Raw genomic sequence first — 20,226 nt, forward strand, 5'->3', positions numbered from 1 at the left:
TCTGGCGGTAGCAACGGCATCGATTTTCAATGCTTCCTGCGTGCGCGACAACATCTGTGTCTGCGTCAATCCGAACGCAGCTTCTGCGCGTTGGCGGCTTTTGCTCCATGGCTCATGCATACGATAGTCCTCGTTGTAGGGTTGGTTTTCGGTACGGGCTTTGGTGTAGGAAAAAGCAAACTGCGATCGATCTGCTACTTGAAATCCGACAGTTTCAGGACGATCGAATTCTCTCGTTTAGAGCCATAGACGCGTTTGGCGACATCTAGAATTTGGGTTCGAAGCCCGTCAAATCCCGCGAGATAGTCGCGTTCCGATGTCGCTGCCGGGCAAGGTCCCTTCGTCAGCACGTCAATATCCATCGAGAAACGAATCTCGAACATACCATCATGGCCGAGGAAGCGGATGCGCCTGGCGGTTTCGTCATAGCTTCTGGCGCGGTTGGGAAATGCGATTGCCATAATGCTCCTCTCGTTTCTCTACTGGAATGCGTTGTCGAATGGCCGCCGCTCGGTCTTTAATCGCCCGGTTGTACTGGCATCCTTGGCCAAGGCAGTTTCAATTTCCTGCGAAGACACACTCAATCGCTGCCTGGTGCCGTTATCCGTTGCAATCGCCGGTATTTCGAGATGGGTATCGGTTCTCCTGAAGGCGGAGAATGATAGGCCTTCGATCTCTTCTTCGTCGACAATCAGCCGATAGGTCCCCGCTTCCAACGGGACTACCAGTGAGCTCAGAACGAAGGGGTGAGCAAACGTTATTTCCGTTTCTCTGGTGCGCTCTGCCATGGTGACCTCGAATGAAAGGGCCCTCGGTAATGAATTGTGGGTTCAGAACGGCTGCTCCTACCAAAGGATACCCCGGAACGTGACGTAGGCGATGAATGCCAGACTGATTGCCGGCGTCGACTTGATAAGAAAATCGACATAGCGGAAGCGCAGAGCTTCCCGCATCACATTTTCCATGAACTGTATGCTGGAGGCGGAAGACATGCAGTCCTCCTTTGTTGGGGCTGGAACGCTTCTGATCGTCCGCACCCGGCAGCGCCCGTTTCAGATGCTGCCGATGCCTTAGACATGGTGTGCACATATACGAATTGCAAGGTGCGATCTCCTAGCCGCAGCGACGCAACGATCGGACAGGTTCCACAAAATCAAAGTCCCAATGCCGACAGCATCAGGAACGTCGCGAAGAGGATGAAATGCGTCATGCCTTCGATGGCATTGGTTTCACCGTCGTTGAGGTTGATGGCTGCCGCGATCAGGGTGATCGCCACCATGACAGTCTGGACCGGTGTCATGGCCATGATGAAGGGTTGACCGGTATAAAGCGCGATCGCCTCCATCACCGGAACCGTGAGGATGACAGTCGATAGTGAAGCACCCATGGCGATATTGACGGTCGCCTGCATGCGGTTGCGCAGCGCTGCACGCAGCGCCGTCAGGATTTCGGGCGCCGCGGAAATCGCTGCGACGACGATGGCGGTCAGGGCAACGGGAGCGCCGGTGTCCCGCAGGCCCTGCGTCATGAAGGTGGCCATGAACTCCGCAAGCAGGCCGATGATGACAACGCCGATCAAGATCGTGACAATCGAGGCGGCCGCGGAATCCTCGGTCGAGTGCTCTTGCGGATCGGTCTTCTTCCGATCGCTGCGGGGATAGGCATAGCTGAAGAAGTAGCTATGCTGACCGACCTGCATACGCAGGAAGAGGCCGTAGAGGGCGACCATAGCCAGGATGGTGAAGGCGGAGTAGTAGTGCCACTTATCCGCCGGCACGAATTCTGGAACGATCATCGAGATGCCCATGGCAGTGAGGATCATAACGCCATAGGTCTTTCCCGAGTTGTCATTGTATGGCTGCTCTCCGTGTTTCAAGCCACCGAGCAGGGCGGCGAGGCCAAGGATGCCGTTGATGTCGAGCATCAGGGCCGCATAGATCGTGTCGCGAACGAGCGTGGGGGAGCTTTCGCCACTCATCATGATCGCGAGGATGATCACTTCCACGGCAACGGCCGACAGCGTCAGGATCATCGTGCCATAGGGATCGCCAACCTTGATTGCCAGGATCTCCGCATGATGGGCGACGCGAACCGAGGCAACGACGATGGTGGCGACAAGCGCTGCGGCCGCGATGAGCGATATGCCGCGGCCCATCTCAAGAACCGCATGCTCTGACATGTACGCGAAAGCGGCGACGACCATCGCCAATACCAAGAACATTTCGTCTTTCAGTCGCGGCACAGTTTTCACGGAAAGCTCCGATCTTGATTCATCCGGAAAGTCTAAAGCGATGATTTTGCATGACAAGCAAGCACGCGCAGAGGTGCGTTTGCAGTCTTGAGAATTTAATGGAATACTAACGCATCGGTCAGCCGGAAGCATATCGCGGCGCCCACTCGTCTCTTGCAATGCGGCCCGCGCAGAACTGGATGCAATCCGGTCAGTGTTCGGGCGCGAACAAGAAGAGGAGTGAAATGCATGGTCAAGGTGGTCTACGAGGTCGTTCCTCACGACGGGGGCTGGGCCTACCGGTTGGGCAATGTCTATTCCGAAGCATTTCCCACACACTCCGAAGCGCTCGAAGCAGCCCGCATCGTTGCGGCCGAACAGCAGGTTGGCGGTGATTCCGCGGAGATCAGCTGGCAGGATGATAAGGGCAAATGGCATGAGGAGTATGCCGAAGGCGGGGACCGGCCGGAGACCGAGGTTGTCGACGGCACCTGGAAAAGCCATTCCAGCGAAGCCTCGCCCCGCGCATGAGCGCACGGTTCATCATTCATGCGATGATCAGCCCGGGCGTTTGCGCGCCGTTCCGCTCACGTAATTCATCAGGCCGTCTACCAGCGCGTCGAATGTGACGCGGTAGCGGCGCGCCGTTTTGATCCCCTCATGCATGACGACCCAGGTGTCGAGAGGTATCCGGAAAAGCTCCGACAGGACCGGCAACAGATCCGGATCTCGTGCTGCAAGGCCCGTCTGGCAGATCCCAATCCCCAGGCCGGCGCGAATTGCCGAGATCTGCGAAAGCGGGTTATCACTTTTAAAAGCGAAGGCGAGCCCGTCCGGCAATGGAAAGCGCGCCATCATGGTCCGGATATAGGCCGTTTGCCGGTCGAAGCCGACAAGGCGGTGTCCTGCGAGGTCAGCGATCTCCTCCGGCATGCCATGTTGCTCGATATAGCGACGATGGGCGTGAAAGCCGAGCGGTATTTCTCCGATGCGGCGGACGATGAGCTGATCCTGGGCCGGCTCGGCCATCCGCACGGCGATATCCGCCTCCCGGTTGAGAAGATCCTCGATGGCGTCAGACGCCGAGAGCTCGATGCTGAGTTCAGGATGGGCCGCCACCAGTGGTGCGAGGATAGGCGGCAAGACCTCGACGCCGATGACCTCGCTGGCGCTTATCCGGACAGTGCCAGCGACCCGCTCTCGATGTCCCGATGCCGTTCGCAGCAGGGCGGCGGATGTCGCCGCGAGCGTTTCCGCGTAGGGCTTCAATTCCAGGGCCGCATCGGTCGGCAATAGACCGTTCGGTGAGCGGACGAAGAGCTGCGAGCCGATTGCGTCCTCCAGCGCGTCGATGTGCCGCCCGACCGTCGGCTGCGTCAGGCCCAGTTCACGGGCCGCCGCCGAAAGCGATCCTTGCTCCAGGACGGCCAACAGCGTTCGGTAGAAATGCCAGTCCGGTTCTCTGTTCATGCATTTATGTATATCTGCGCAACGAATTTCGTCAATTTTGTTTGTGTTGGCACATAGGCATGATCGGCTTCAGTCGAAATTGACGGAGACCATCATGACGGGACAAAACGGACGGGTTGCTCTGGTGCTTGGTGCAACAGGCGGGATCGGAGGCGAGGTCGCACGGAAGCTCGCCGCACGCGGCTGGCAGGTGAGGGCGCTCAATCGGGATGCCGCAAAGGCGCGCGCGAGAGCGTCGAATTTCGAGTGGATCCAAGGCGATGCGATGAACGCCATCGATCTGATGACGGCGGCCCAAGGTGCCAGCCTTATCATCCACGCCGTCAATCCGCCGGGCTACCGCGACTGGGAAAAGCTCGTTCTCCCGATGCTCGACAACACCATTGCAGCCGCACGTTCGGTCGGTGCGCGCATCCTTCTGCCGGGCACCGTCTATAATTTCGGACCGGATTCATTTCCGGTCCTTCGGGAAAACAGCCCGCAACATCCCGTGACGAAGAAGGGAGCGATCCGCGTCGAAATGGAAAGGCGACTGGAGGTTGCCTCGCGAACCGGCGTGCGGGTCATCATTGTCCGTGCTGGCGATTTTTTCGGACCGGGGGCTGCCAGTAGCTGGTTCTCACAAGGCATGGTCACGCCGGGAAAGCTGCTGACCACCGTCAAGAATCCGGCGCGCTGCGGCGTCGGGCACCAATGGGCCTATCTGCCTGATGTTGCAGAAACGATGGTGCGTCTCATCGAATGTGGTGACCGCCTGCCATCCTTTGCCGTCTATCACATGGACGGCTTTTGGGATGCCGATGGTTGTCAGATGGTGGCTGCTATCAAACGGGTGGCCGGCGCCACCATAAAGACGCAGGCCTTTCCCTGGTGGATCGTGCCGCTGGCCGCTCCGTTCGTCACGTTCATGCGTGAGCTGAAGGAGATGCGCTACCTCTGGCGGGAGCCGCTGCGGATGTCGAATGAACGATTGATCACCGAGCTCGGCAGCGAGCCCCATACGCCGATCGACGAAGCTGTTCGCGCGTCGTTGGTCTCGCTCGGCTGTCTGCGGAGCGCTGGGCAGGAGGGCGAGGCACGCGTTTCGGTACAGGCCGTTCATTAGCACCTGTTTAAGGTTGCGTCTGCATCTGTGTTCGGCTCATCAATGAGAAGAACGCACCTGCGAAGGTGCGTAAGGCCAAGGAGGCGTAGCGCCCATGTCTCTTCTGATCGATCTCTGGCGTGCGACACCAAGATCCGAGCAGCGGCGCACTGGGCGAACGGCGCGCCTAGTCCCGCTGTAATTCAGCTAGCGCGATGCGCGCCACAGCGAGTGGACTTTCGGCCAGTGCCGTCGATCCATCGCTGAGAAACCAGGCGGCTGACAGGCCCGAATAGGCTGCAATCCATTGGAGCAGTCGTTTCGGCTCAAGACCAGCCTCGGAGGCGACAAGTCGAAGCTGCCTCTGCAGACGAGCGGGGGTGCTTATGGTCTGAAGGTCCTCGTTGGCGAAGATATTGGCGTAATCAAAGCCGCGTTCGCCGATCAAGCCTTTTGGATCAATCGCCAACCAGCCGTACTGTTCGAAATCGAGGATGTTGCTGTGGTGAATGTCGCCGTGCAGGACGACGGGATCGCGCGGATCGGAAAGCAGTGTTCTGGCAATCAGGTTGCACTGACCCAGTATGTCGCCATGAACTTCTGCCGCCGAGGCAAGGTCGCGAAACCAGCGGGTAAGCGGAATGAGCTCCGGCCGTGGCTTTTCGCGTGGGGTGTGAAGCTTTGCGACTGTGCTGCAAATAATGCGGGTTGCCGCATCGTCCGCGCCGTCTATCGCCATTGCCAGAAGCGAGCGATGGCCCATCGCGCGCTCGAGCAGAACGGCCTCGCTGTCGTGCGCGTAGACCCTTGCCGCGCCGATGCCGCCCCACCATTGCATCAGGGCGCCACCGGTCCGCTCAACCTCGTCCTTTGATATTTTCAGCATCGCAGGTCTGCCGTCCGACAGAACGGGCAGGAGATGGCTGGAATGGGTGATGATCGGTTCGCCGTCGATAGTCAGTCGCCAGCGCTTGATGTGCGATTCGAACATGGTGACATGCTAGCCAGGCGCTGAAAAAAGAAAATCCCGCCAGATGGCGGGATCTCCGTTGGTAAGTGTAGGCTCAGGCGGCTTTTTCTTGCGTTGGATAGTCTACGTATCCGGTAGCACCGCCACCATAAAGCGTTGCCTGGTCAAGGCCGGCAAGCGGCGTGTTGTCCTTGAGGCGCTGAACGAGGTCCGGATTGGAGATGAACGGTTTGCCGAACGCAACGAGGTCGGCGCGGCCGCTTTCCACGGCGTCGATCGCCATGTCGCGGTCATAGCCGTTATTGACCATCCAGTTCGCCATGCCGCCAGCCTTCTCGTAAGCGTTGCGGAGCGCCTTGTAGTCGAAGGGCTTGTCGCCTTGCTGATAGTTGCGATCACCGCCGGTCGCACCCTCGACGACGTGGATGTAGGTGAGGTCATACTTTGCCAGACCTTTGACCACATACGTGAAGATCGATTGTGCATCCGGGTCGGAGGAATCGTTTGCCGGCGTCACGGGTGAAATGCGGATGCCGGTGCGCCGGGCGCCGATCTCGGCCGTGATCGCATCAACGACTTCAAAGAGGAAGCGTGCGCGGTTCTCGACCGAGCCACCGTAGTGATCCGTCCGGTCGTTGATACCGGAGCGCAGGAACTGGTCAATCAGATAACCATTTGCAGCGTGGATCTCGACGCCGTCGAAGCCGGCTTCAATCGCCGCGCGCGCGGCCTTCCGATAGTCTTCAACGATGCCTGGGATTTCCGAAGTTTCGAGGGCGCGCGGTTCGGACGTCGGCACGAAGCTTCCTGTGCCGTCCGGGTTGACGAGATAGGTCTTGGATTTTGCGGCCGTATTCGTCGAGGAGACTGGCTTGCCGCCGTCCGGCTGCAGCGTCGTGTGCGAGATACGGCCGACATGCCACATCTGAACGACAATCCTGCTGCCCGCCGCATGCACGGCATCGGTCACACGCTTCCAGCCCTCGATCGCTTCCTTGGAATAGAGGCCGGGAACATCTGCGTAACCCTGGCCCTGATGCGTAATGGCCGTTGCCTCAGTGACGATCAGCCCTGCCCCTGACCGCTGGCGGTAGTATTCGACGTTGAGGTCGTTCGGAACGGCGCCCGGCGAGCGGTTACGCGTAAGCGGCGCCATCACGATGTGGTTCTTGATGGCAATATCGCCAACCGTTGTCGGTTCGAAAAGCTTGCTCATGGGAGTCCTTTCTTAGGTGCTGGAAAATCACTCGGCCGTGGCGGACGCGCCTACCGTTCGACGGAGGGATAGGGGAGGGTGGTTGTAACGCGCCCGATCAACGGGGGCGCGCGAGTGGTGCGAGTTGCGCTAGAGCCCGTGTTGGAAAGCGGTCCGGTCGTTCTGCGTTCAACGTACCAAGCATGAGCGCGCTCAGGCAGTGCATCGCAAAGGCGAGCGGGCACCTACAGATCCTTCGAGAGTTGCTTCAAGAAAGCCGCGATGGTCTCCTCGTTGCGTTTGTAGAAGATCCACTGGCCGATGCGTCTTGTCGTCACGAGGCCGGCGCGGCTCAAGGTCCCTAGATGTGCCGAGACGGTCGACTGCGAAAGGCCGCAGCGCTCGAACTGGCTTGCGCATATGCCCATCTCAAGCGGGTGTTCCTGCGAGGAAAAATGCTCCTCGGGGTTCTTCAACCAGCTCAGGATCTCCATCCGTGTCGGGTGGGCTATCGCCTTCAGGATTTCGTCTTTTTCCATCGCCGCTCATCGAATTATAAATCGTCCTTAGGCGATATATGGATTTGTCATTCTCGATATGCAAGTCACGACGGCGTGAATTGTTGCATGTCCCGGCCTGGCTAAATTTTGGGCAAAAAAAGAGGGCCACCGAAAGATCGGGGCCCTTTAAAGGTGTGAAGGTCAATAAACCTCCAGAGGGGAACAGCTAACGCGGTGGCACTGGGAGAGAAGCCACGAAATGCATCAGCTGAGTGGGATATGATGCTTTGAGAGGCAGATTTCAATGCATGTTTGCGCATGCCTGCTATGCGTTGCACAATTTTCTGCTGCAGTGCGAAAAAATCGGGCAAAAAAAGAGGGCCACCGAAAGATCGGGGCCCTTGTAGGTGTGAAGGTCAAAACCTCCAGAGGGGAACAGCTAATGCGGTGGAACTGGGAGGAAAAGCCACCGTGTGCATCAGCTGTAAGCGATATGGTGTTTTAATAAGCAGACGGCAACCCCAATTTATGCATGCCAGACATGCATGCATTGCACGGCTTGTATTTCTGGGCCAAACAACTAGAAGTTCCAGTTGCGCGCCTTGCTGACAATGAAGTCGCGGAATGCCTTCAGCTTCGCCGCATTCTTCATCTCGTCGGGATAGCAAAAGTAGGTGTCGAACGACGGCACGTCTGCGTTGATCGGCAGCTGGATGAGGCCAGGGTCGCGTCCGACGATGTAGTCGGGCATGCAGGCGATGCCCATTCCGAGCAGGCAGGCGCGCTTGATCGAGGTCTGGCTGTTGATCTGCAGGTGCGGGATGCGCTTGTTGTCCGACGAGCGTCCGGCGACTTCCAGCCAGTTGACGTCAAGCAGGTAGCTCGGTGCGGGTTCGCCGAATGTGATGATGCGATGGTTGTCGAGGTCTTCGACCGTCTGTGGCTCGCCATGGCGGTTGATGTAGGAGGGGGCCGCATAGACGTGCATGTGAACGGTGAACAGCTTGCGCTGGATCAGATCGGATTGAACCGGTTGCCGCAGGCGGATGGCGCAATCGGCGTAGCGCATGTTGACATCCACTTCCTCGTTGTCGAGGATCAGTTGGATCTGGACGTCCGGATAGAGCTGCATGAACTCCTGGATCTTGTCCGTCAGCCACCCCTGGCCGAGACCGACCGTGGTGGTGACGCGCAGTTTACCGGTCGGCGTTTCCGTCGTTTCGGTCAGCTGCATCTTCACCGTTTCCAGCTTCAGCAGCACGTCGTGAGCGGTCCGATAGAGCAGTTCACCCTGTTCCGTCAGGATCAGGCCGCGCGCATGGCGGTGGAAAAGCTTGGTGCCGACATCCTGCTCGAGCGCGCTGACCTGACGGCTGATCGCGGACTGGGACAGGTGCAGTTTATCCGCCGCATGCGTGAATGAACCCGCTTCGGCAGCTGCGTGAAAGATACGCAGCTTGTCCCAATCCAATGGCATTCCCCCACCCCTCATAGCCGATCCTACTCCGCGGCAACGGCGACGGGCATATGGCCCGTCAGATATCGTTCGGCTTCGAGAGCTGCCATGCATCCCAGACCGGCGGCGGTAATCGCCTGGCGGAACGTATCGTCGGTCACGTCACCGGCGGCATAAACCCCCTCCAGGCTGGTTGCCGTCGAATCCGGCGCGGTCCAGAGATAGCCGTTGTCCTTCAGCTTCAGTTTACCCTTGAAAAGCTCGGTCGCCGGCGCGTGGCCGATCGCAACAAAGACGCCGTCAACAGCGACCTCGGCAATCGCACCGGTGCGCGTGTCACGCAGGCGGGCGCCTGTAACGGACGGCGGCATCGGCGGCTTGGCCGGCGTGCCGGTGATCTCGGCAACCTCGGTGTTCCAGAGCACTTTGATATTCTCCTTCGAGAACAGACGTTCCTGCAGGATTTTTTCCGAACGGAAGCTGTCGCGACGATGCACGACCGTCACCGACTTCGCGATGTTGGAGAGATAGAGGGCCTCCTCGACGGCGCTGTTGCCACCGCCAACGACGATCACATCCTTGTTTCGGTAGAAGAAGCCGTCGCAGGTCGCACAGGCCGAGACGCCGAAGCCCTGGAAATGCTGCTCGCTTTCGATGCCCAGCCACTTCGCCTTGGCGCCGGTTGCGATGATCAGCGTATCGGCCGTCCAGACCTGGCCGCTATCCGTGCGCGCCACGAACGGGCGCTGGTTCATTTCGACTTCGGTGACGATGTCGTTGACGATTTCTGCGCCGACATGCTTGGCCTGCTGCAGCATCTGGTCCATCAGCCATGGCCCCTGGATGGGATCGGCAAAGCCTGGATAATTCTCCACGTCAGTCGTGATCATCAGCTGTCCGCCTTGCTCCATCCCGGCGATCAGCACAGGCTTCAGCATTGCACGGGCTGCATAGACGGCAGCCGTGTAGCCGGCAGGGCCGGAGCCGATAATGAGCACCTTGGTATGGCGGGCGGACATGGGCATTTCCTTTCGACTGTCGGGAGCGGCGGCTAAAAAGCGAATAGGGCCGTTTCCATTCGCCATTTATGAACGTCCAGTGCTTTTATTCAAGGGCAGCCTTGCGTTACCAACAAGGCTTTGTCGACACACTGTGTAACAATCCATCGCTTAGGTGAAACTTTCTTGCGTATTGCGCCGCTTTATATAGAAGCTGGCAGCCACGAATTAAAGGAAGGACAGGATCGTGCTTCGCGCCGAACTCGATGCCATCGACATAAAGATATTGCGTGAGCTGCAGGCGGACGGCCGCATGACCAATGTCGAGCTTGCCGACCGCGTCGGCATTTCGGCGCCACCTTGCCTGCGCCGCGTGCGAAAGCTCGAAGAGACTGGCGTCATCGAAGGCTACCATGCGATGCTGAATAGCCCGAAGCTCGGCTTCGATCTTGTCGCCTTCTGCATGGTCGGCCTCAAGCATCAGTCGGAAGCCAATCTCAAGGCGTTCGCGGCCGCGACGGCGCAGTGGCCGCTGGTTCGTCAGGCCTGGATGGTTTCCGGAGACAGCGACTTCCTCCTGCATTGTGTTGCAGAGAACCTCACAGGGTTCCAGGACTTCGTCATCGAGGTGCTGACGGCGAACGAGCACGTGGATACGGTGCGCACGATGCTGACGATCCGGCAGGTCAAACGCGTGGGTCTGGTCGAAGTCTGAGCGGCCAACGAGCAAGCGATGCTCTATGAATGGAACGGCTTATGCCTTAAGGAAGGCGCTTTGCTAGCCGTTCGTCGCGGATGAAGATACGAAGATCATTCCATGACCAAATTGCCCATTTCCGCGTTCATCATTTGCCTGAACGAAGAAACGTATCTCGGCAATTGCATCGAGAGTCTGGATAGGTGCGCGGAGATTGTTGTGGTCGATTCCGGTTCGACGGATGGCACGGTCGCTCTGTTGCAGTCTTACATCGACAAGGGATGGCCGATCCGGCTGTTTCACGAGAAGTGGCGTGGTTATGCCGGGCAGAAGCAATTCGCGCTCGATCGGTGCACTCAGCCATGGCGCTTGAATGTCGATGCTGATGAGCGGCTCGATGCGTCCCTGCGAAAGCTTCTGCCGGAGCTGATTGCCGCTTCAGAGGATATTGTCGGATGGCGCGTGGCGCGTCGTCCCTACCTCATCGGTTACGGATACACGCCTGAATATGTTCACGAGAGAAAGAATCTACGGCTCATCCGCAAGGGCAGAGGTGCCTATGATCTCGCGCAAGCCGTTCATGAAGGTATCGTGCCGACCGGGCGTGTGGAGGATGCGAAGACAGGCAGCCTCCTTCACTACAGGCCACTGGTCATTGATGAACAAATCCTGAAAGAAAACAAATACTCGACCCTGAAGGCTGACCAGCACTTCGGCCTGGGCGAGAAGACGACGTTCGTCAGGCTTCTTTTCAGTCCGCCAATTTATTTCCTACGGCTGTATTTCCACAACGGTTTATGGCGCTGTGGGCCGTCGGGCTTTATCGAGGCTATGACCGGCGCTGTGTACGCCTTTCTCACCCAGGCGAAGCTGTATCAACGTCAGGTTGCAGAGGGGCGCCCAAGCTTTGATGACGCAGGAAGACATTAAGGTCCAATCGCGATGAAGGTGATGCATATTCATTTCGGCAAGGAGGGCGGAGCGGAGCGCTTCTTTGTCAACCTCGTCAATGCGCTCCACGACCGCGGGATCGAGCAGCGCGCGCTCATTCGGCCCGATCGCAGTTGGCGCAAGGACATAGAAAAATGCGGCGAGGTTTACGAGGGTACATTCCGGCGCATTTCGCTCTCGCGTTTTGTCTTGTCGGCGCGCATGCGCGCCATCCTGAATGAATTTCAGCCTGATGTGATCATGTCGTGGCAATTGCGCGCGAGCCGCTTCATGCCGCGCTACAAGAGCGCCCGGCGCATTTCGCGGCTTGGAGACTATCCAGAACACCTCGGCTACTATCGCAACTCCGAAACGCTCGTCTGCATCACGCCTGATATTGCCAGGCGAGTCCGCGAACTTGGTTGGACGCGTGGCGTCGAGGTGATTGCCAACTTTACGCGTTCGGCTCCCAGTGAGCCGATCGCCAGGCAAGCGCTGCAGACGCCCGCGGACGCTTTCGTTGTGATCGGCATGGGACGCTTCGTAAAGCGGAAGGGCTTCGACGTTCTTATAAAGGCGATTGCAAGAACGCAGGGCGCGTTCCTGTGGTTGTTGGGCGACGGACCGGAGCGGGAGAACCTTGAAAAACTCACCGACGATCTCGGCCTGCGAGACCGCGTGCGGTTTGCTGGGTGGCAGACCAACGCCTATGCCTATCTTGCCTCCGCGGATGTCTTTACGGTCACCTCGCTTCACGAACCGCTTGGCAATGTGTGCCTCGAGGGCTGGGGGGCAGGGAAACCGACCATCGGCTCTCGCGCCGAGGGGCCGAGCTGGGTGATGACCGATGGCAAGGATGCGTTGATGGTCGATTGCGGCGACGTCGAGGGGCTTGCCGGTGCGATCACGCGTATTCGCGACGAGCCGGCCTTGCGCACCTCGTTGATCGAAGGCGGCCAAGACACGCTCATGAACCGGTTCTCCGAGGATGCGATCACGCAAGCCTACATCCGCTTGTTTGAAACCGGGAAAAGCGAACCGTGAAGGTGATGCATTTTCATTTTGGCAAGGATGGGGGAGCCGAGCGGTTCTTCGTGCATCTTGTCAATGCTTTGGCCCGGCGTAATGTCGAGCAGAGCGCAATCATCCGTCCCAACCGGGTATGGCGCAAGGACATGCCGGCCTCGGTCCGGATATCCGAAAGCAACTTCCGCAATCTCTCCCTTGATCGAATCCTCTTGCCGCTGAGAGTTGCAATCAATGCCCGGTTGGCAAGACCGGATGCGATCATGGCCTGGGCACCTCGCGCGAGCGAGCTGATGCCCAACTACAAAGGATGCATCAAGATCTCCAGGCTCGGGGACTATCCGACCAATCTGAGGTACTTCAAAAATTCCGACATTCTCGTGTGCAATACGCCCGGCATCGCCGAACATGTGCGCGAGCTGGGTTGGACGCGGGGCGTAGAGGTGATCTCGAACTTCACGAGCACCGGACAGGTTGCCCCGATCGAGCGTGCAGCGTTCAACACACCAGCGGATGCGCCTGTTGTGATGTCGATGGGCCGTTTTGTGCCGCGCAAGGAGTTTGCGCTGCTGACGGCGGCGGTTGCGAAGATTCCCGGCGTCTATTTGTGGCTCGCCGGCGAAGGCGAGGAGATGGAGAACGTCAAGAAGGTCGCGGCGGATCTTGGTGTGACGGACAGGGTGCGGTTTCTCGGTTGGCAGAAGGATACGCGGCCTTTCGTAGCGGCTGCCGATATTTTTGTCATGCCATCAAACCACGAGCCGCTTGGCAATGTCATTCTGGAGGCATGGGCGCAGAGCAAGCCGGTCGTTTCCAGCCGCTCCGAAGGCCCCTCGTGGTTCATGCGGGATGGCGACAACGGGCTGCTGGTTGAAATCGGCGATACCGATGGTTTTGCGCAAGCCATCGAGCGGCTGATCAACGACCCGGCCCTTGCTGAAAAGGTTACCGCGGGCGGTCGCGAGACGCTGATGAAGCAGTTCTCCGAAGACGCGGTTGCCAATGCCTATCTTGAGCTCTTCAAGCGCAAACCTGATGCTGTCGCCTACACCGACCGGTAGACGGCGCTGAGCTTGCGCGCTTCCCCTTCAATACTGAAGGCATTCATCACATGGGTGCGCGCGCGAACCGATGCGAGCTGTCGGCGGCTTTCGTCGTCCATGAAGAGACCGCAAGATTGAACCATTGCATCGAGATCGTCGCGCGGGACAATGGCGCCGGTTTCCTTGTCGCCGGTCACTAGCAATTCCGCAAACGCACCGACGTCAGTGGCGACAACGGGGACAGCGCTTGCCATTGCTTCGAGCGGCGTCAGGCCAAAACCTTCCCAACGCTGCGGAGCGATGAAGAGATCGAGCGTACGATACCAGTCGTTGATATTGGTGTGCTCACCGACAAAGAGAATGCGATCGGTCAAGCTGGCGGCAGCGACGCGCGCCTTCAGTTCCTTCTCGAACTCGACGTGCTGGGCGGTTGCGCGCCCGGCAATAATGGCGATCCAGTCCGGTCGAGTTGGCAGCAGGCGGATCATGCCATCGACGAAAAGGTCCGTGCCCTTTTGGTGGCGAACCCGGCCAAAGCAGCCGGCGATCTTCATCGTCGCGTTGAGACCAAGCATCTGTTTGGCTATTGCCTTGTCATCTGCCGGAGAGAAGCGAGCCGTGTCTATTCCGTGCAGAACAACGGTGTTCGGCACTTCGAGATAGTCGGCCGTTTTGCCGCTTGTTGCGATCACGGCGTCCATTTTCGAAATCAGCCATTTCGTCCAGCCCGAGTGGCGGCGCTGAGAAGCCGAGGTGAAGACGATCTTCAACGGCATGCGCAAGACATCGCGCATCAAAATGGCCGGAAACATCTCGATGTTGCGGCGAGCGTGCCATATGCGGAAAGGCAGGCCGCGGGGCGTACGCCAAAGCTTCGGCAGATCACGAAAGCGAATGTGCGGCAAAGATGCCGGAAGACCCGGTCCGAGAGCCGCAATCTTCTCGCCGAGTGCACGCTGGACCGGGATCAACTGAATGATGGTCGAGGTGACGCCGGAGAGCCGTTTCTTGAAGTTCGGCGCAATAATCTCGACGTCACTGACATTGACGATAGCCGGTTGGCCGCGACCTTCCACGGGTTAATCAGCCCCAAGAAATGGAAAGAACTTCGTAAGCCTTGGAGCCGCCGGGTGCATTGACCTCGATAGAGTCGCCGACTTCCTTGCCGATCAGCGCACGCGCGATCGGAGAGGAAATCGAAATGCGGCCGGCCTTAACATCGGCTTCCTGGTCGCCGACGATCTGGTAAGTCTTTTCTTCTTCCGTGTCCTCGTCGACGAGCTTCACCTTGGCGCCAAACTTAATCTTGTCGCCAGACATCTTGGACAGATCGATGACTTCGGCACGTGCGGTCAGGTCTTCAAGCTCGCTGATGCGGCCTTCGTTGTGGCTTTGCGCTTCCTTTGCTGCATGGTATTCAGCGTTCTCGGAAAGGTCGCCGTGGGCGCGCGCCTCTGCGATCGCTTCGATGATTCGCGGGCGCTCTTCCTGCTGACGCCAGCGCAGCTCTTCCTGCAGCTTGACGAAACCACCCTGTGTCATCGGTACCTTATCAACCATTTTTCTGTCCTTCACTCCCTGCGTCTACTTAGCTGCAGACACAAAAGAAAACAGGTCCCGAAGGGGAACTTCGGAACCGTGCAACAATCCTAGTTACTCGGCTTATAGCAGATCGCTACCGGCGATTTCCATAAAATTCGTATTCACTGGCAGCAGCCGGTCCGCCCGCACATCCTGATAAGGAGGCAAGAGGCGGATCAAGCATGGCGGATCGCAGACGGGGATTCTAGCCGCTAGGGAACGAAATGAGGGTTCGCGGGCAGGTTCGGTGGATCGTAGGAGCTTGCATCCTTCCGCTCTTTGACCGAGATATGGATCAGCGCATCGTCCGGAATGAAACGCCGGTCGCTCAAAGGGAAATAGATCGCACTCCGGCTGCCGTGTTTGCGCCAGGAGTTTTCCGGTACGCGCCGCGGGATATACTCAAGGATTTTCCACCCGACGCTCATGGAATCATGGAGGGGAACGGTGGCGTCCAGCGGCACATATTTCTTCCCGCTTTTTCCAAGCACGATGTCGTTGACGGTGCGGCTGCGATAGAGGAGCCCGGCGGGCTTCGTTTCCTTGATCATCCAGGCGAGGGGTATTTTGACCGCTCCGCTCTGTGCTTCCGGATAGCCGCCGCCGATATCGCCATGCACGCCGGCAAACCACACTTCCTCGAAGTTCTGCTTTGCCGGCACCTTTGGGCGGAATGGGCGCCCCCAATATTCTTGATCCGGCATCCAGAGATCCGGCTGGAACATCGTTCGCCGTTCATCGATCGCGACGGCGTGGCGCACCCACTCGACGCTCGGATTTTTGCGGGTGAAAGGGTGGGTCTTGAATTGCGGATGCCATTTGCCGGCCTCGATCACCGACGCGACTGTGTCGAAAAGGCCCAGCAGCTTGATCGGCGGGCGGTCGTTTCTGAGGGTGCGCTCATAGAGACGCATGGCAGCGAAGGCCGACGGGGCATCCTCGCCGCCATCTTCTGCCGCGCCGCCAAGCTGCTCCTCCTGCGCGGGAATCCCTTTATAAGTCCTGTAGGCATAGTCGAGCAAATTGAGATGATACCGGCTCGTCAGGCCGAAGGCATGGATGAAGCCCGCCAGGACGCGCGCCGAATAGGCACCGCGGCTGAAGCCGAAGATGTAGATGCGGTCGCGATCCGGATGTCGCCCATCGGCGTCAGGCGGGCCGCGATCGTAGTTCTCCACCAGGAAGCGGTAGGCTTCCTTGACGTTCTGATCGAGACCCCAACCGGTCGCGAGCCCGAAAATCTCGTAGGATTTGCGAAGCAGTCTCGACCAGGCATTGGTCGCGCCGAACGTGCCGATGCCCGGATCGTAGTAGACGATCTGCTCGTCCGAGCGTTTCAAGGTGCCAAATAGTCTGAGGACGTTGGTCCGGTCGGCGGAAATCTCGTTCGACGTGCCGTCAAACAGAATGACAACGTTCTTTGCCATGAACCGCTCCGGATGCGCCGCCGCAAAGGTAGCATCCGGGCGGTTTTACCGCAACTTTCGGTCGTTTTAGCTTAAAAGTAGCTCTGCAGCGGACGAACTTCCAGGTTGCCGGCCCGCAGTGCCTTGATCGCCTGCGCGGCGGCCTCGGCTCCGGCCATCGTCGTGTAGTAGGGCACCTTCTGCATGAGGGTTGCTCGGCGCAGCGACTTCGAGTCGGAGATTGCCTTGTTGCCGTCGGTCGTGTTGATCACGAGCTGGACCTGGCGGTTGCGGATTGCGTCTTCGATGTGTGGGCGCCCTTCCAGGACCTTGTTGATTTTCGTGGAGTCGATGCCGTTTTCAGCCAGAAACCGCTGCGTGCCGCCGGTTGCGAGAACCTTGAAGCCTTCGCCGACGAGAACGCGGATGGCCGGCAGGACGCGCGGCTTGTCCTCGTCGCGGACGGAAACGAAGACAGTGCCTTCACGTGGCAGTTCGACACCGGCACCGAGCTGCGACTTGGCGAAGGCCAGTGCGAAATCGGTGTCGAGACCGATGACTTCGCCGGTCGAGCGCATTTCCGGGCCGAGCAGGGTGTCGACACCCGGGAAGCGGGCGAACGGGAAGACGGCTTCCTTGACGGCGATGTGCTTCAGCGTGCGTGGATCCGGCTTTTCGCCGTAAGCGGCAAAGGTCGCGTCGAGCTTCTCGCCAGCCATGACACGGGCGGCGATCTTGGCGATCGGCGCGCCGATGGTCTTGGCGACGAAGGGCACGGTGCGCGAGGCGCGCGGGTTCACTTCAAGCACGTAGACGGTGCTGTCCTTGATGGCGAACTGCACGTTCATCAGGCCACCGACGTTCAGAGCCTTTGCCATCGCCTTGGCCTGGCGCTCCAGCTCGTCGATCAGTTCCTTCGAGAGAGAACGCGGCGGCAGCGAGCAGGCGCTATCGCCGGAGTGAATGCCGGCCTCCTCGATATGCTCCATGATGCCGGCGACGTAGACGTCGTCGCCATCGCAGAGGCAGTCTACGTCGACTTCGATGGCGTTGGTTAGGTAGCTGTCAAAGAGCAGTGGGTTTTTGCCAAGCAGCGTGTTGATCTGGCCGGTCTTGTCGTTCGGGTAGCGCTGCTTGATATCCTCAGGCACCAGCTCCGGAACGGTGTCGAGTAGGTAGCTCTGCAGCTGGCTCTCGGCGTGGATGATCTGCATGGCGCGGCCGCCGAGAACATAGGATGGACGCACGACCAGCGGGAAGCCGATCTCGGCGGCGACGAGGCGGGCCTGCTCGACCGAATAGGCAATGCCGTTGTTCGGCTGGTTGAGGTCGAGCTTCATCAGGAGTTTCTGGAAGCGGTCGCGGTCTTCGGCAAGGTCGATCATATCAGGCGCGGTGCCGAGGATCGGGATGCCGTTCTTCTCGAGTGCTTCGGCAAGCTTCAACGGTGTCTGGCCGCCGAACTGAACGATGACGCCGACGACTTCGCCCTTTTCCTGCTCCGCGCGCAGGATTTCGATGACGTCTTCGGCCGTCAGCGGCTCGAAATAGAGGCGATCGGAGGTGTCGTAGTCGGTCGAGACCGTTTCCGGGTTGCAGTTGATCATGATCGCTTCGTAGCCGGCATCCTTCAGCGCGAAGGCGGCATGGCAGCAGCAATAGTCGAATTCGATGCCCTGGCCGATGCGGTTCGGACCGCCGCCGAGGATGACGACCTTCTTGCGGTCGGAAACCTGGGCTTCGGAGCGCGCTGCGCCGACGAAGGGGGTCTCGTAAGTCGAGTACATGTACGCGGTCGGCGAAGCGAACTCGGCAGCGCAGGTGTCGATGCGCTTGAAGACCGGACGGACGTTCAGGCGGTTGCGCAGCTCGGCGACTTCCTTCGGGCGCTTGCCGGTCAGCGTTGCGAGGCGGGCGTCGGAGAAGCCCATCGCCTTCAGGGTGCGCAGGTTAGCAGCGTCGGTCGGCAGGCCATGCTCGCGGATACGCGCTTCCATGTCGACGATCGCCTTGAACTGGGCGATGAACCAGGGGTCGATCTTCGAGCCTTCGTGCACTTCTTGCGGGCTCATGCCCGTGCGCAGCGCCTGGGCAACCATGCGCAGGCGATCCGGCGTTGGCGTACCGATGGCGGCGCGAATGGCGTTCTGGCTGGATTCACCTTCCTCGACATCCGGAATTTCGATCTCGTCGAGGCCGGTCAGGCCGGTTTCGAGACCGCGGAGCGCCTTCTGCAGCGATTCGGCGAAGGTGCGGCCGATCGCCATGACTTCGCCGACGGACTTCATCGCTGTCGTGAGCACAGGCGAGGCGCCCGGGAATTTCTCGAAAGCAAAGCGTGGGATCTTGGTAACGACGTAGTCGATCGACGGCTCGAACGAGGCCGGCGTCGCGCCCCCTGTGATGTCGTTTTCCAGTTCGTCCAGCGTGTAGCCGATCGCGAGCTTGGCGGCGACCTTGGCGATCGGGAAGCCGGTCGCCTTCGAGGCCAGCGCCGACGAGCGCGAGACGCGCGGGTTCATTTCGATGACGACGAGGCGGCCGTCCTTCGGGTTGACGGCGAACTGCACGTTCGAACCGCCGGTCTCGACGCCGATCTCGCGCAGCACCGCGATCGAGGCGTTGCGCATGATCTGGTATTCCTTGTCCGTCAGCGTCAGTGCGGGCGCGACAGTGATGGAGTCGCCGGTGTGAACGCCCATCGGATCGATGTTCTCGATCGAGCAGATGATGATGCAGTTGTCCGCCTTGTCGCGGACGACCTCCATTTCATACTCTTTCCAGCCGAGCACGGATTCTTCGATCAGCACTTCAGTGGTCGGCGAAGCATCGAGGCCGCCAGAGACGATCTCGAAGAATTCCGAGCGGTTGTAGGCAATGCCACCGCCGGTTCCGCCAAGCGTAAAGGAGGGGCGGATGATGGCTGGCAGGCCGACGTGATCGAGCGCCTGGGCGGCGATCGCCATTGCGTGACTCATGTAGCGCTGCTTACGGTCACTTTCGCCGAGGTTCCAGTGGTTCTCCAGTTCGTCCAGTGCCTTGTCGAGGTCAGTGCCGGAGAGGCTTGCCTTCAGCTTGTTACGCTCGGCCTCATGCGTCTTGCGATCGGTATCCTTGATATCGGTGGCGTTCGCCAGCATCGAGCGCGGCGTTTCCAGGCCGATGCGGGCCATGGCCTCGCGGAAGAGCGCGCGGTCTTCGGCCATATCGATTGCAGCGGGCTTCGCGCCGATCATCTCGACATTGTAGCGGTCAAGGACGCCCATGCGCTTCAGCGACAGCGCTGTGTTGAGTGCCGTTTGGCCGCCCATGGTCGGCAGCAGCGCGTCCGGGCGCTCCTTGGCGATGATCTTGGCGACAACTTCAGGAGTGATCGGCTCGACGTAGGTGGCATCGGCGAGGCCCGGGTCGGTCATGATCGTTGCCGGATTGGAGTTGACGAGGATGACGCGGTAGCCTTCCTCCTTCAGCGCCTTGCAGGCCTGGGTGCCGGAGTAGTCGAATTCGCAAGCCTGGCCAATGACGATCGGTCCCGCGCCGATGATGAGGATCGATTTGATATCTTGGCGCTTGGGCATCGTCTTTTTCCGTTTCCTAGCTGCGCAGAAAGCCGGCCAGGGTGGGAGGCACCGGCCGGGTC

General features: G+C 59.4%; 20 protein-coding genes. 6 read left to right on the plus strand and 14 right to left on the minus strand.

Annotation, left to right across the window (positions count from 1 at the left end):
* Positions 1-194: 194 nt before the first annotated feature.
* The 4 genes from FHX09_RS08295 to FHX09_RS08310 form a co-directional block, all read right to left on the minus strand.
* Entirely contained in the window at positions 195-461 is a 267-nt protein-coding gene (locus FHX09_RS08295) for a DUF1488 domain-containing protein (RefSeq protein ID WP_007790035.1), read from the minus strand.
* Between the two features lie 18 nt (positions 462-479).
* Entirely contained in the window at positions 480-788 is a 309-nt protein-coding gene (locus tag FHX09_RS08300) for a hypothetical protein (protein WP_132588753.1), read from the minus strand.
* Positions 789-845: 57 nt separating this feature from the next.
* Positions 846-992 (minus strand): hypothetical protein, encoded by a 147-nt coding sequence (locus FHX09_RS08305; protein ID WP_007790038.1) that lies wholly within the window; start codon positions 990-992, stop codon positions 846-848.
* 161 nt (positions 993-1,153) lie between these two features.
* A complete protein-coding gene (locus FHX09_RS08310) occupies positions 1,154-2,221 on the minus strand; it encodes a calcium:proton antiporter (protein ID WP_184449768.1) in 1,068 nt (355 codons plus the stop codon).
* Between the two features lie 258 nt (positions 2,222-2,479).
* Between FHX09_RS08310 and FHX09_RS08315 the strand changes: the two genes are divergently transcribed.
* On the plus strand, positions 2,480-2,761 hold the full coding sequence (locus FHX09_RS08315; RefSeq protein WP_007790042.1) for a DUF2188 domain-containing protein: 282 nt from the start codon (positions 2,480-2,482) through the stop codon (positions 2,759-2,761).
* A 27-nt stretch (positions 2,762-2,788) separates the two neighbouring features.
* Here FHX09_RS08315 and FHX09_RS08320 read toward each other — a convergent pair whose 3' ends face one another.
* Positions 2,789-3,700 carry a LysR family transcriptional regulator gene (locus FHX09_RS08320; RefSeq protein ID WP_132588752.1) on the minus strand — a complete coding sequence of 304 codons (912 nt, stop codon included), beginning with the start codon at positions 3,698-3,700 and terminating at the stop codon, positions 2,789-2,791.
* A 94-nt stretch (positions 3,701-3,794) separates the two neighbouring features.
* On the opposite strand from FHX09_RS08320, the gene FHX09_RS08325 reads away from it, so the two are divergent.
* Positions 3,795-4,805 (plus strand): SDR family NAD(P)-dependent oxidoreductase, encoded by a 1,011-nt coding sequence (locus FHX09_RS08325; RefSeq protein ID WP_132588751.1) that lies wholly within the window; start codon positions 3,795-3,797, stop codon positions 4,803-4,805.
* A gap of 166 nt (positions 4,806-4,971) precedes the next feature.
* On the opposite strand, the gene FHX09_RS08330 is transcribed toward FHX09_RS08325, so the two are convergent.
* The 5 genes from FHX09_RS08330 to trxB all read right to left on the minus strand — a co-directional run bounded on the left by FHX09_RS08330 (position 4,972) and on the right by trxB (position 9,924).
* Positions 4,972-5,775, minus strand: a complete 804-nt coding sequence (locus FHX09_RS08330) for an aminoglycoside phosphotransferase family protein (RefSeq protein WP_183719297.1) — start codon at positions 5,773-5,775, stop codon at positions 4,972-4,974.
* A 73-nt stretch (positions 5,776-5,848) separates the two neighbouring features.
* Complete coding sequence (locus tag FHX09_RS08335) at positions 5,849-6,970, minus strand: alkene reductase (protein WP_184449729.1); 1,122 nt, start codon at positions 6,968-6,970, stop codon at positions 5,849-5,851.
* Between the two features lie 224 nt (positions 6,971-7,194).
* Positions 7,195-7,488, minus strand: a complete 294-nt coding sequence (locus FHX09_RS08340; protein WP_007790053.1) for a metalloregulator ArsR/SmtB family transcription factor — start codon at positions 7,486-7,488, stop codon at positions 7,195-7,197.
* 541 nt (positions 7,489-8,029) lie between these two features.
* On the minus strand, positions 8,030-8,926 hold the full coding sequence (locus FHX09_RS08345; RefSeq protein ID WP_007534166.1) for a LysR family transcriptional regulator VtlR: 897 nt from the start codon (positions 8,924-8,926) through the stop codon (positions 8,030-8,032).
* A 23-nt stretch (positions 8,927-8,949) separates the two neighbouring features.
* Entirely contained in the window at positions 8,950-9,924 is a 975-nt protein-coding gene (trxB, locus tag FHX09_RS08350; protein WP_007790056.1) for a thioredoxin-disulfide reductase, read from the minus strand.
* Between the two features lie 226 nt (positions 9,925-10,150).
* Between trxB and FHX09_RS08355 the strand changes: the two genes are divergently transcribed.
* From FHX09_RS08355 to FHX09_RS08370, 4 genes are all read left to right on the plus strand, one after another.
* Complete coding sequence (locus FHX09_RS08355) at positions 10,151-10,618, plus strand: Lrp/AsnC family transcriptional regulator (RefSeq protein ID WP_007790058.1); 468 nt, start codon at positions 10,151-10,153, stop codon at positions 10,616-10,618.
* Between the two features lie 102 nt (positions 10,619-10,720).
* Positions 10,721-11,530, plus strand: a complete 810-nt coding sequence (locus FHX09_RS08360; RefSeq protein ID WP_184449731.1) for a glycosyltransferase family 2 protein — start codon at positions 10,721-10,723, stop codon at positions 11,528-11,530.
* A 12-nt stretch (positions 11,531-11,542) separates the two neighbouring features.
* Entirely contained in the window at positions 11,543-12,574 is a 1,032-nt protein-coding gene (locus FHX09_RS08365) for a glycosyltransferase (RefSeq protein ID WP_183719298.1), read from the plus strand.
* Positions 12,571-13,617: a glycosyltransferase gene (locus FHX09_RS08370; protein ID WP_183719300.1), complete on the plus strand. Its 1,047-nt coding sequence runs from the start codon at positions 12,571-12,573 to the stop codon at positions 13,615-13,617. The genes FHX09_RS08365 and FHX09_RS08370 overlap by 4 nt, the downstream gene beginning before the upstream one ends.
* On the opposite strand, the gene FHX09_RS08375 is transcribed toward FHX09_RS08370, so the two are convergent.
* The 4 genes from FHX09_RS08375 to carB all read right to left on the minus strand — a co-directional run bounded on the left by FHX09_RS08375 (position 13,602) and on the right by carB (position 20,164).
* The gene (locus tag FHX09_RS08375; RefSeq protein ID WP_165933051.1) at positions 13,602-14,651 is read right to left on the minus strand and encodes a glycosyltransferase family 4 protein; all 1,050 of its coding nucleotides are present in this window, start codon (positions 14,649-14,651) and stop codon (positions 13,602-13,604) included. The two genes, FHX09_RS08370 and FHX09_RS08375, sit on opposite strands and share 16 nt — an antisense overlap.
* A 31-nt stretch (positions 14,652-14,682) precedes the next feature.
* The gene (gene greA / locus FHX09_RS08380) at positions 14,683-15,159 is read right to left on the minus strand and encodes a transcription elongation factor GreA (RefSeq protein WP_018857193.1); all 477 of its coding nucleotides are present in this window, start codon (positions 15,157-15,159) and stop codon (positions 14,683-14,685) included.
* 233 nt (positions 15,160-15,392) lie between these two features.
* Complete coding sequence (locus FHX09_RS08385) at positions 15,393-16,607, minus strand: DUF2235 domain-containing protein (RefSeq protein WP_007790070.1); 1,215 nt, start codon at positions 16,605-16,607, stop codon at positions 15,393-15,395.
* A gap of 71 nt (positions 16,608-16,678) precedes the next feature.
* Positions 16,679-20,164 carry a carbamoyl-phosphate synthase large subunit gene (carB, locus tag FHX09_RS08390; RefSeq protein ID WP_184449733.1) on the minus strand — a complete coding sequence of 1,162 codons (3,486 nt, stop codon included), beginning with the start codon at positions 20,162-20,164 and terminating at the stop codon, positions 16,679-16,681.
* Positions 20,165-20,226 lie beyond the last annotated feature (62 nt).

Source organism: Rhizobium sp. BK538 (assembly GCF_014197575.1).
Taxonomy (GTDB): Bacteria; Pseudomonadota; Alphaproteobacteria; order Rhizobiales; family Rhizobiaceae; genus Rhizobium.

What these genes read in the sequence shown, in the direction of transcription:
- FHX09_RS08320 (WP_132588752.1), bottom strand. Translation starts at nt 3,700, where the DNA reads ATGAACAGAGAACCGGACTGGCATTTCTACCGAACGCTGTTGGCCGTC.
- FHX09_RS08295 (WP_007790035.1), bottom strand. Translation starts at nt 461, where the DNA reads ATGGCAATCGCATTTCCCAACCGCGCCAGAAGCTATGACGAAACCGCC.
- FHX09_RS08310 (WP_184449768.1), bottom strand. Translation starts at nt 2,221, where the DNA reads ATGTTCTTGGTATTGGCGATGGTCGTCGCCGCTTTCGCGTACATGTCA.
- greA (WP_018857193.1), bottom strand. Translation starts at nt 15,159, where the DNA reads ATGGTTGATAAGGTACCGATGACACAGGGTGGTTTCGTCAAGCTGCAG.
- FHX09_RS08335 (WP_184449729.1), bottom strand. Translation starts at nt 6,970, where the DNA reads ATGAGCAAGCTTTTCGAACCGACAACGGTTGGCGATATTGCCATCAAG.
- FHX09_RS08305 (WP_007790038.1), bottom strand. Translation starts at nt 992, where the DNA reads ATGTCTTCCGCCTCCAGCATACAGTTCATGGAAAATGTGATGCGGGAA.
- carB (WP_184449733.1), bottom strand. Translation starts at nt 20,164, where the DNA reads ATGCCCAAGCGCCAAGATATCAAATCGATCCTCATCATCGGCGCGGGA.
- FHX09_RS08365 (WP_183719298.1), top strand. Translation starts at nt 11,543, where the DNA reads ATGAAGGTGATGCATATTCATTTCGGCAAGGAGGGCGGAGCGGAGCGC.
- FHX09_RS08325 (WP_132588751.1), top strand. Translation starts at nt 3,795, where the DNA reads ATGACGGGACAAAACGGACGGGTTGCTCTGGTGCTTGGTGCAACAGGC.
- FHX09_RS08385 (WP_007790070.1), bottom strand. Translation starts at nt 16,607, where the DNA reads ATGGCAAAGAACGTTGTCATTCTGTTTGACGGCACGTCGAACGAGATT.
- FHX09_RS08340 (WP_007790053.1), bottom strand. Translation starts at nt 7,488, where the DNA reads ATGGAAAAAGACGAAATCCTGAAGGCGATAGCCCACCCGACACGGATG.
- FHX09_RS08300 (WP_132588753.1), bottom strand. Translation starts at nt 788, where the DNA reads ATGGCAGAGCGCACCAGAGAAACGGAAATAACGTTTGCTCACCCCTTC.
- FHX09_RS08315 (WP_007790042.1), top strand. Translation starts at nt 2,480, where the DNA reads ATGGTCAAGGTGGTCTACGAGGTCGTTCCTCACGACGGGGGCTGGGCC.
- FHX09_RS08330 (WP_183719297.1), bottom strand. Translation starts at nt 5,775, where the DNA reads ATGTTCGAATCGCACATCAAGCGCTGGCGACTGACTATCGACGGCGAA.
- trxB (WP_007790056.1), bottom strand. Translation starts at nt 9,924, where the DNA reads ATGTCCGCCCGCCATACCAAGGTGCTCATTATCGGCTCCGGCCCTGCC.
- FHX09_RS08345 (WP_007534166.1), bottom strand. Translation starts at nt 8,926, where the DNA reads ATGCCATTGGATTGGGACAAGCTGCGTATCTTTCACGCAGCTGCCGAA.
- FHX09_RS08360 (WP_184449731.1), top strand. Translation starts at nt 10,721, where the DNA reads ATGACCAAATTGCCCATTTCCGCGTTCATCATTTGCCTGAACGAAGAA.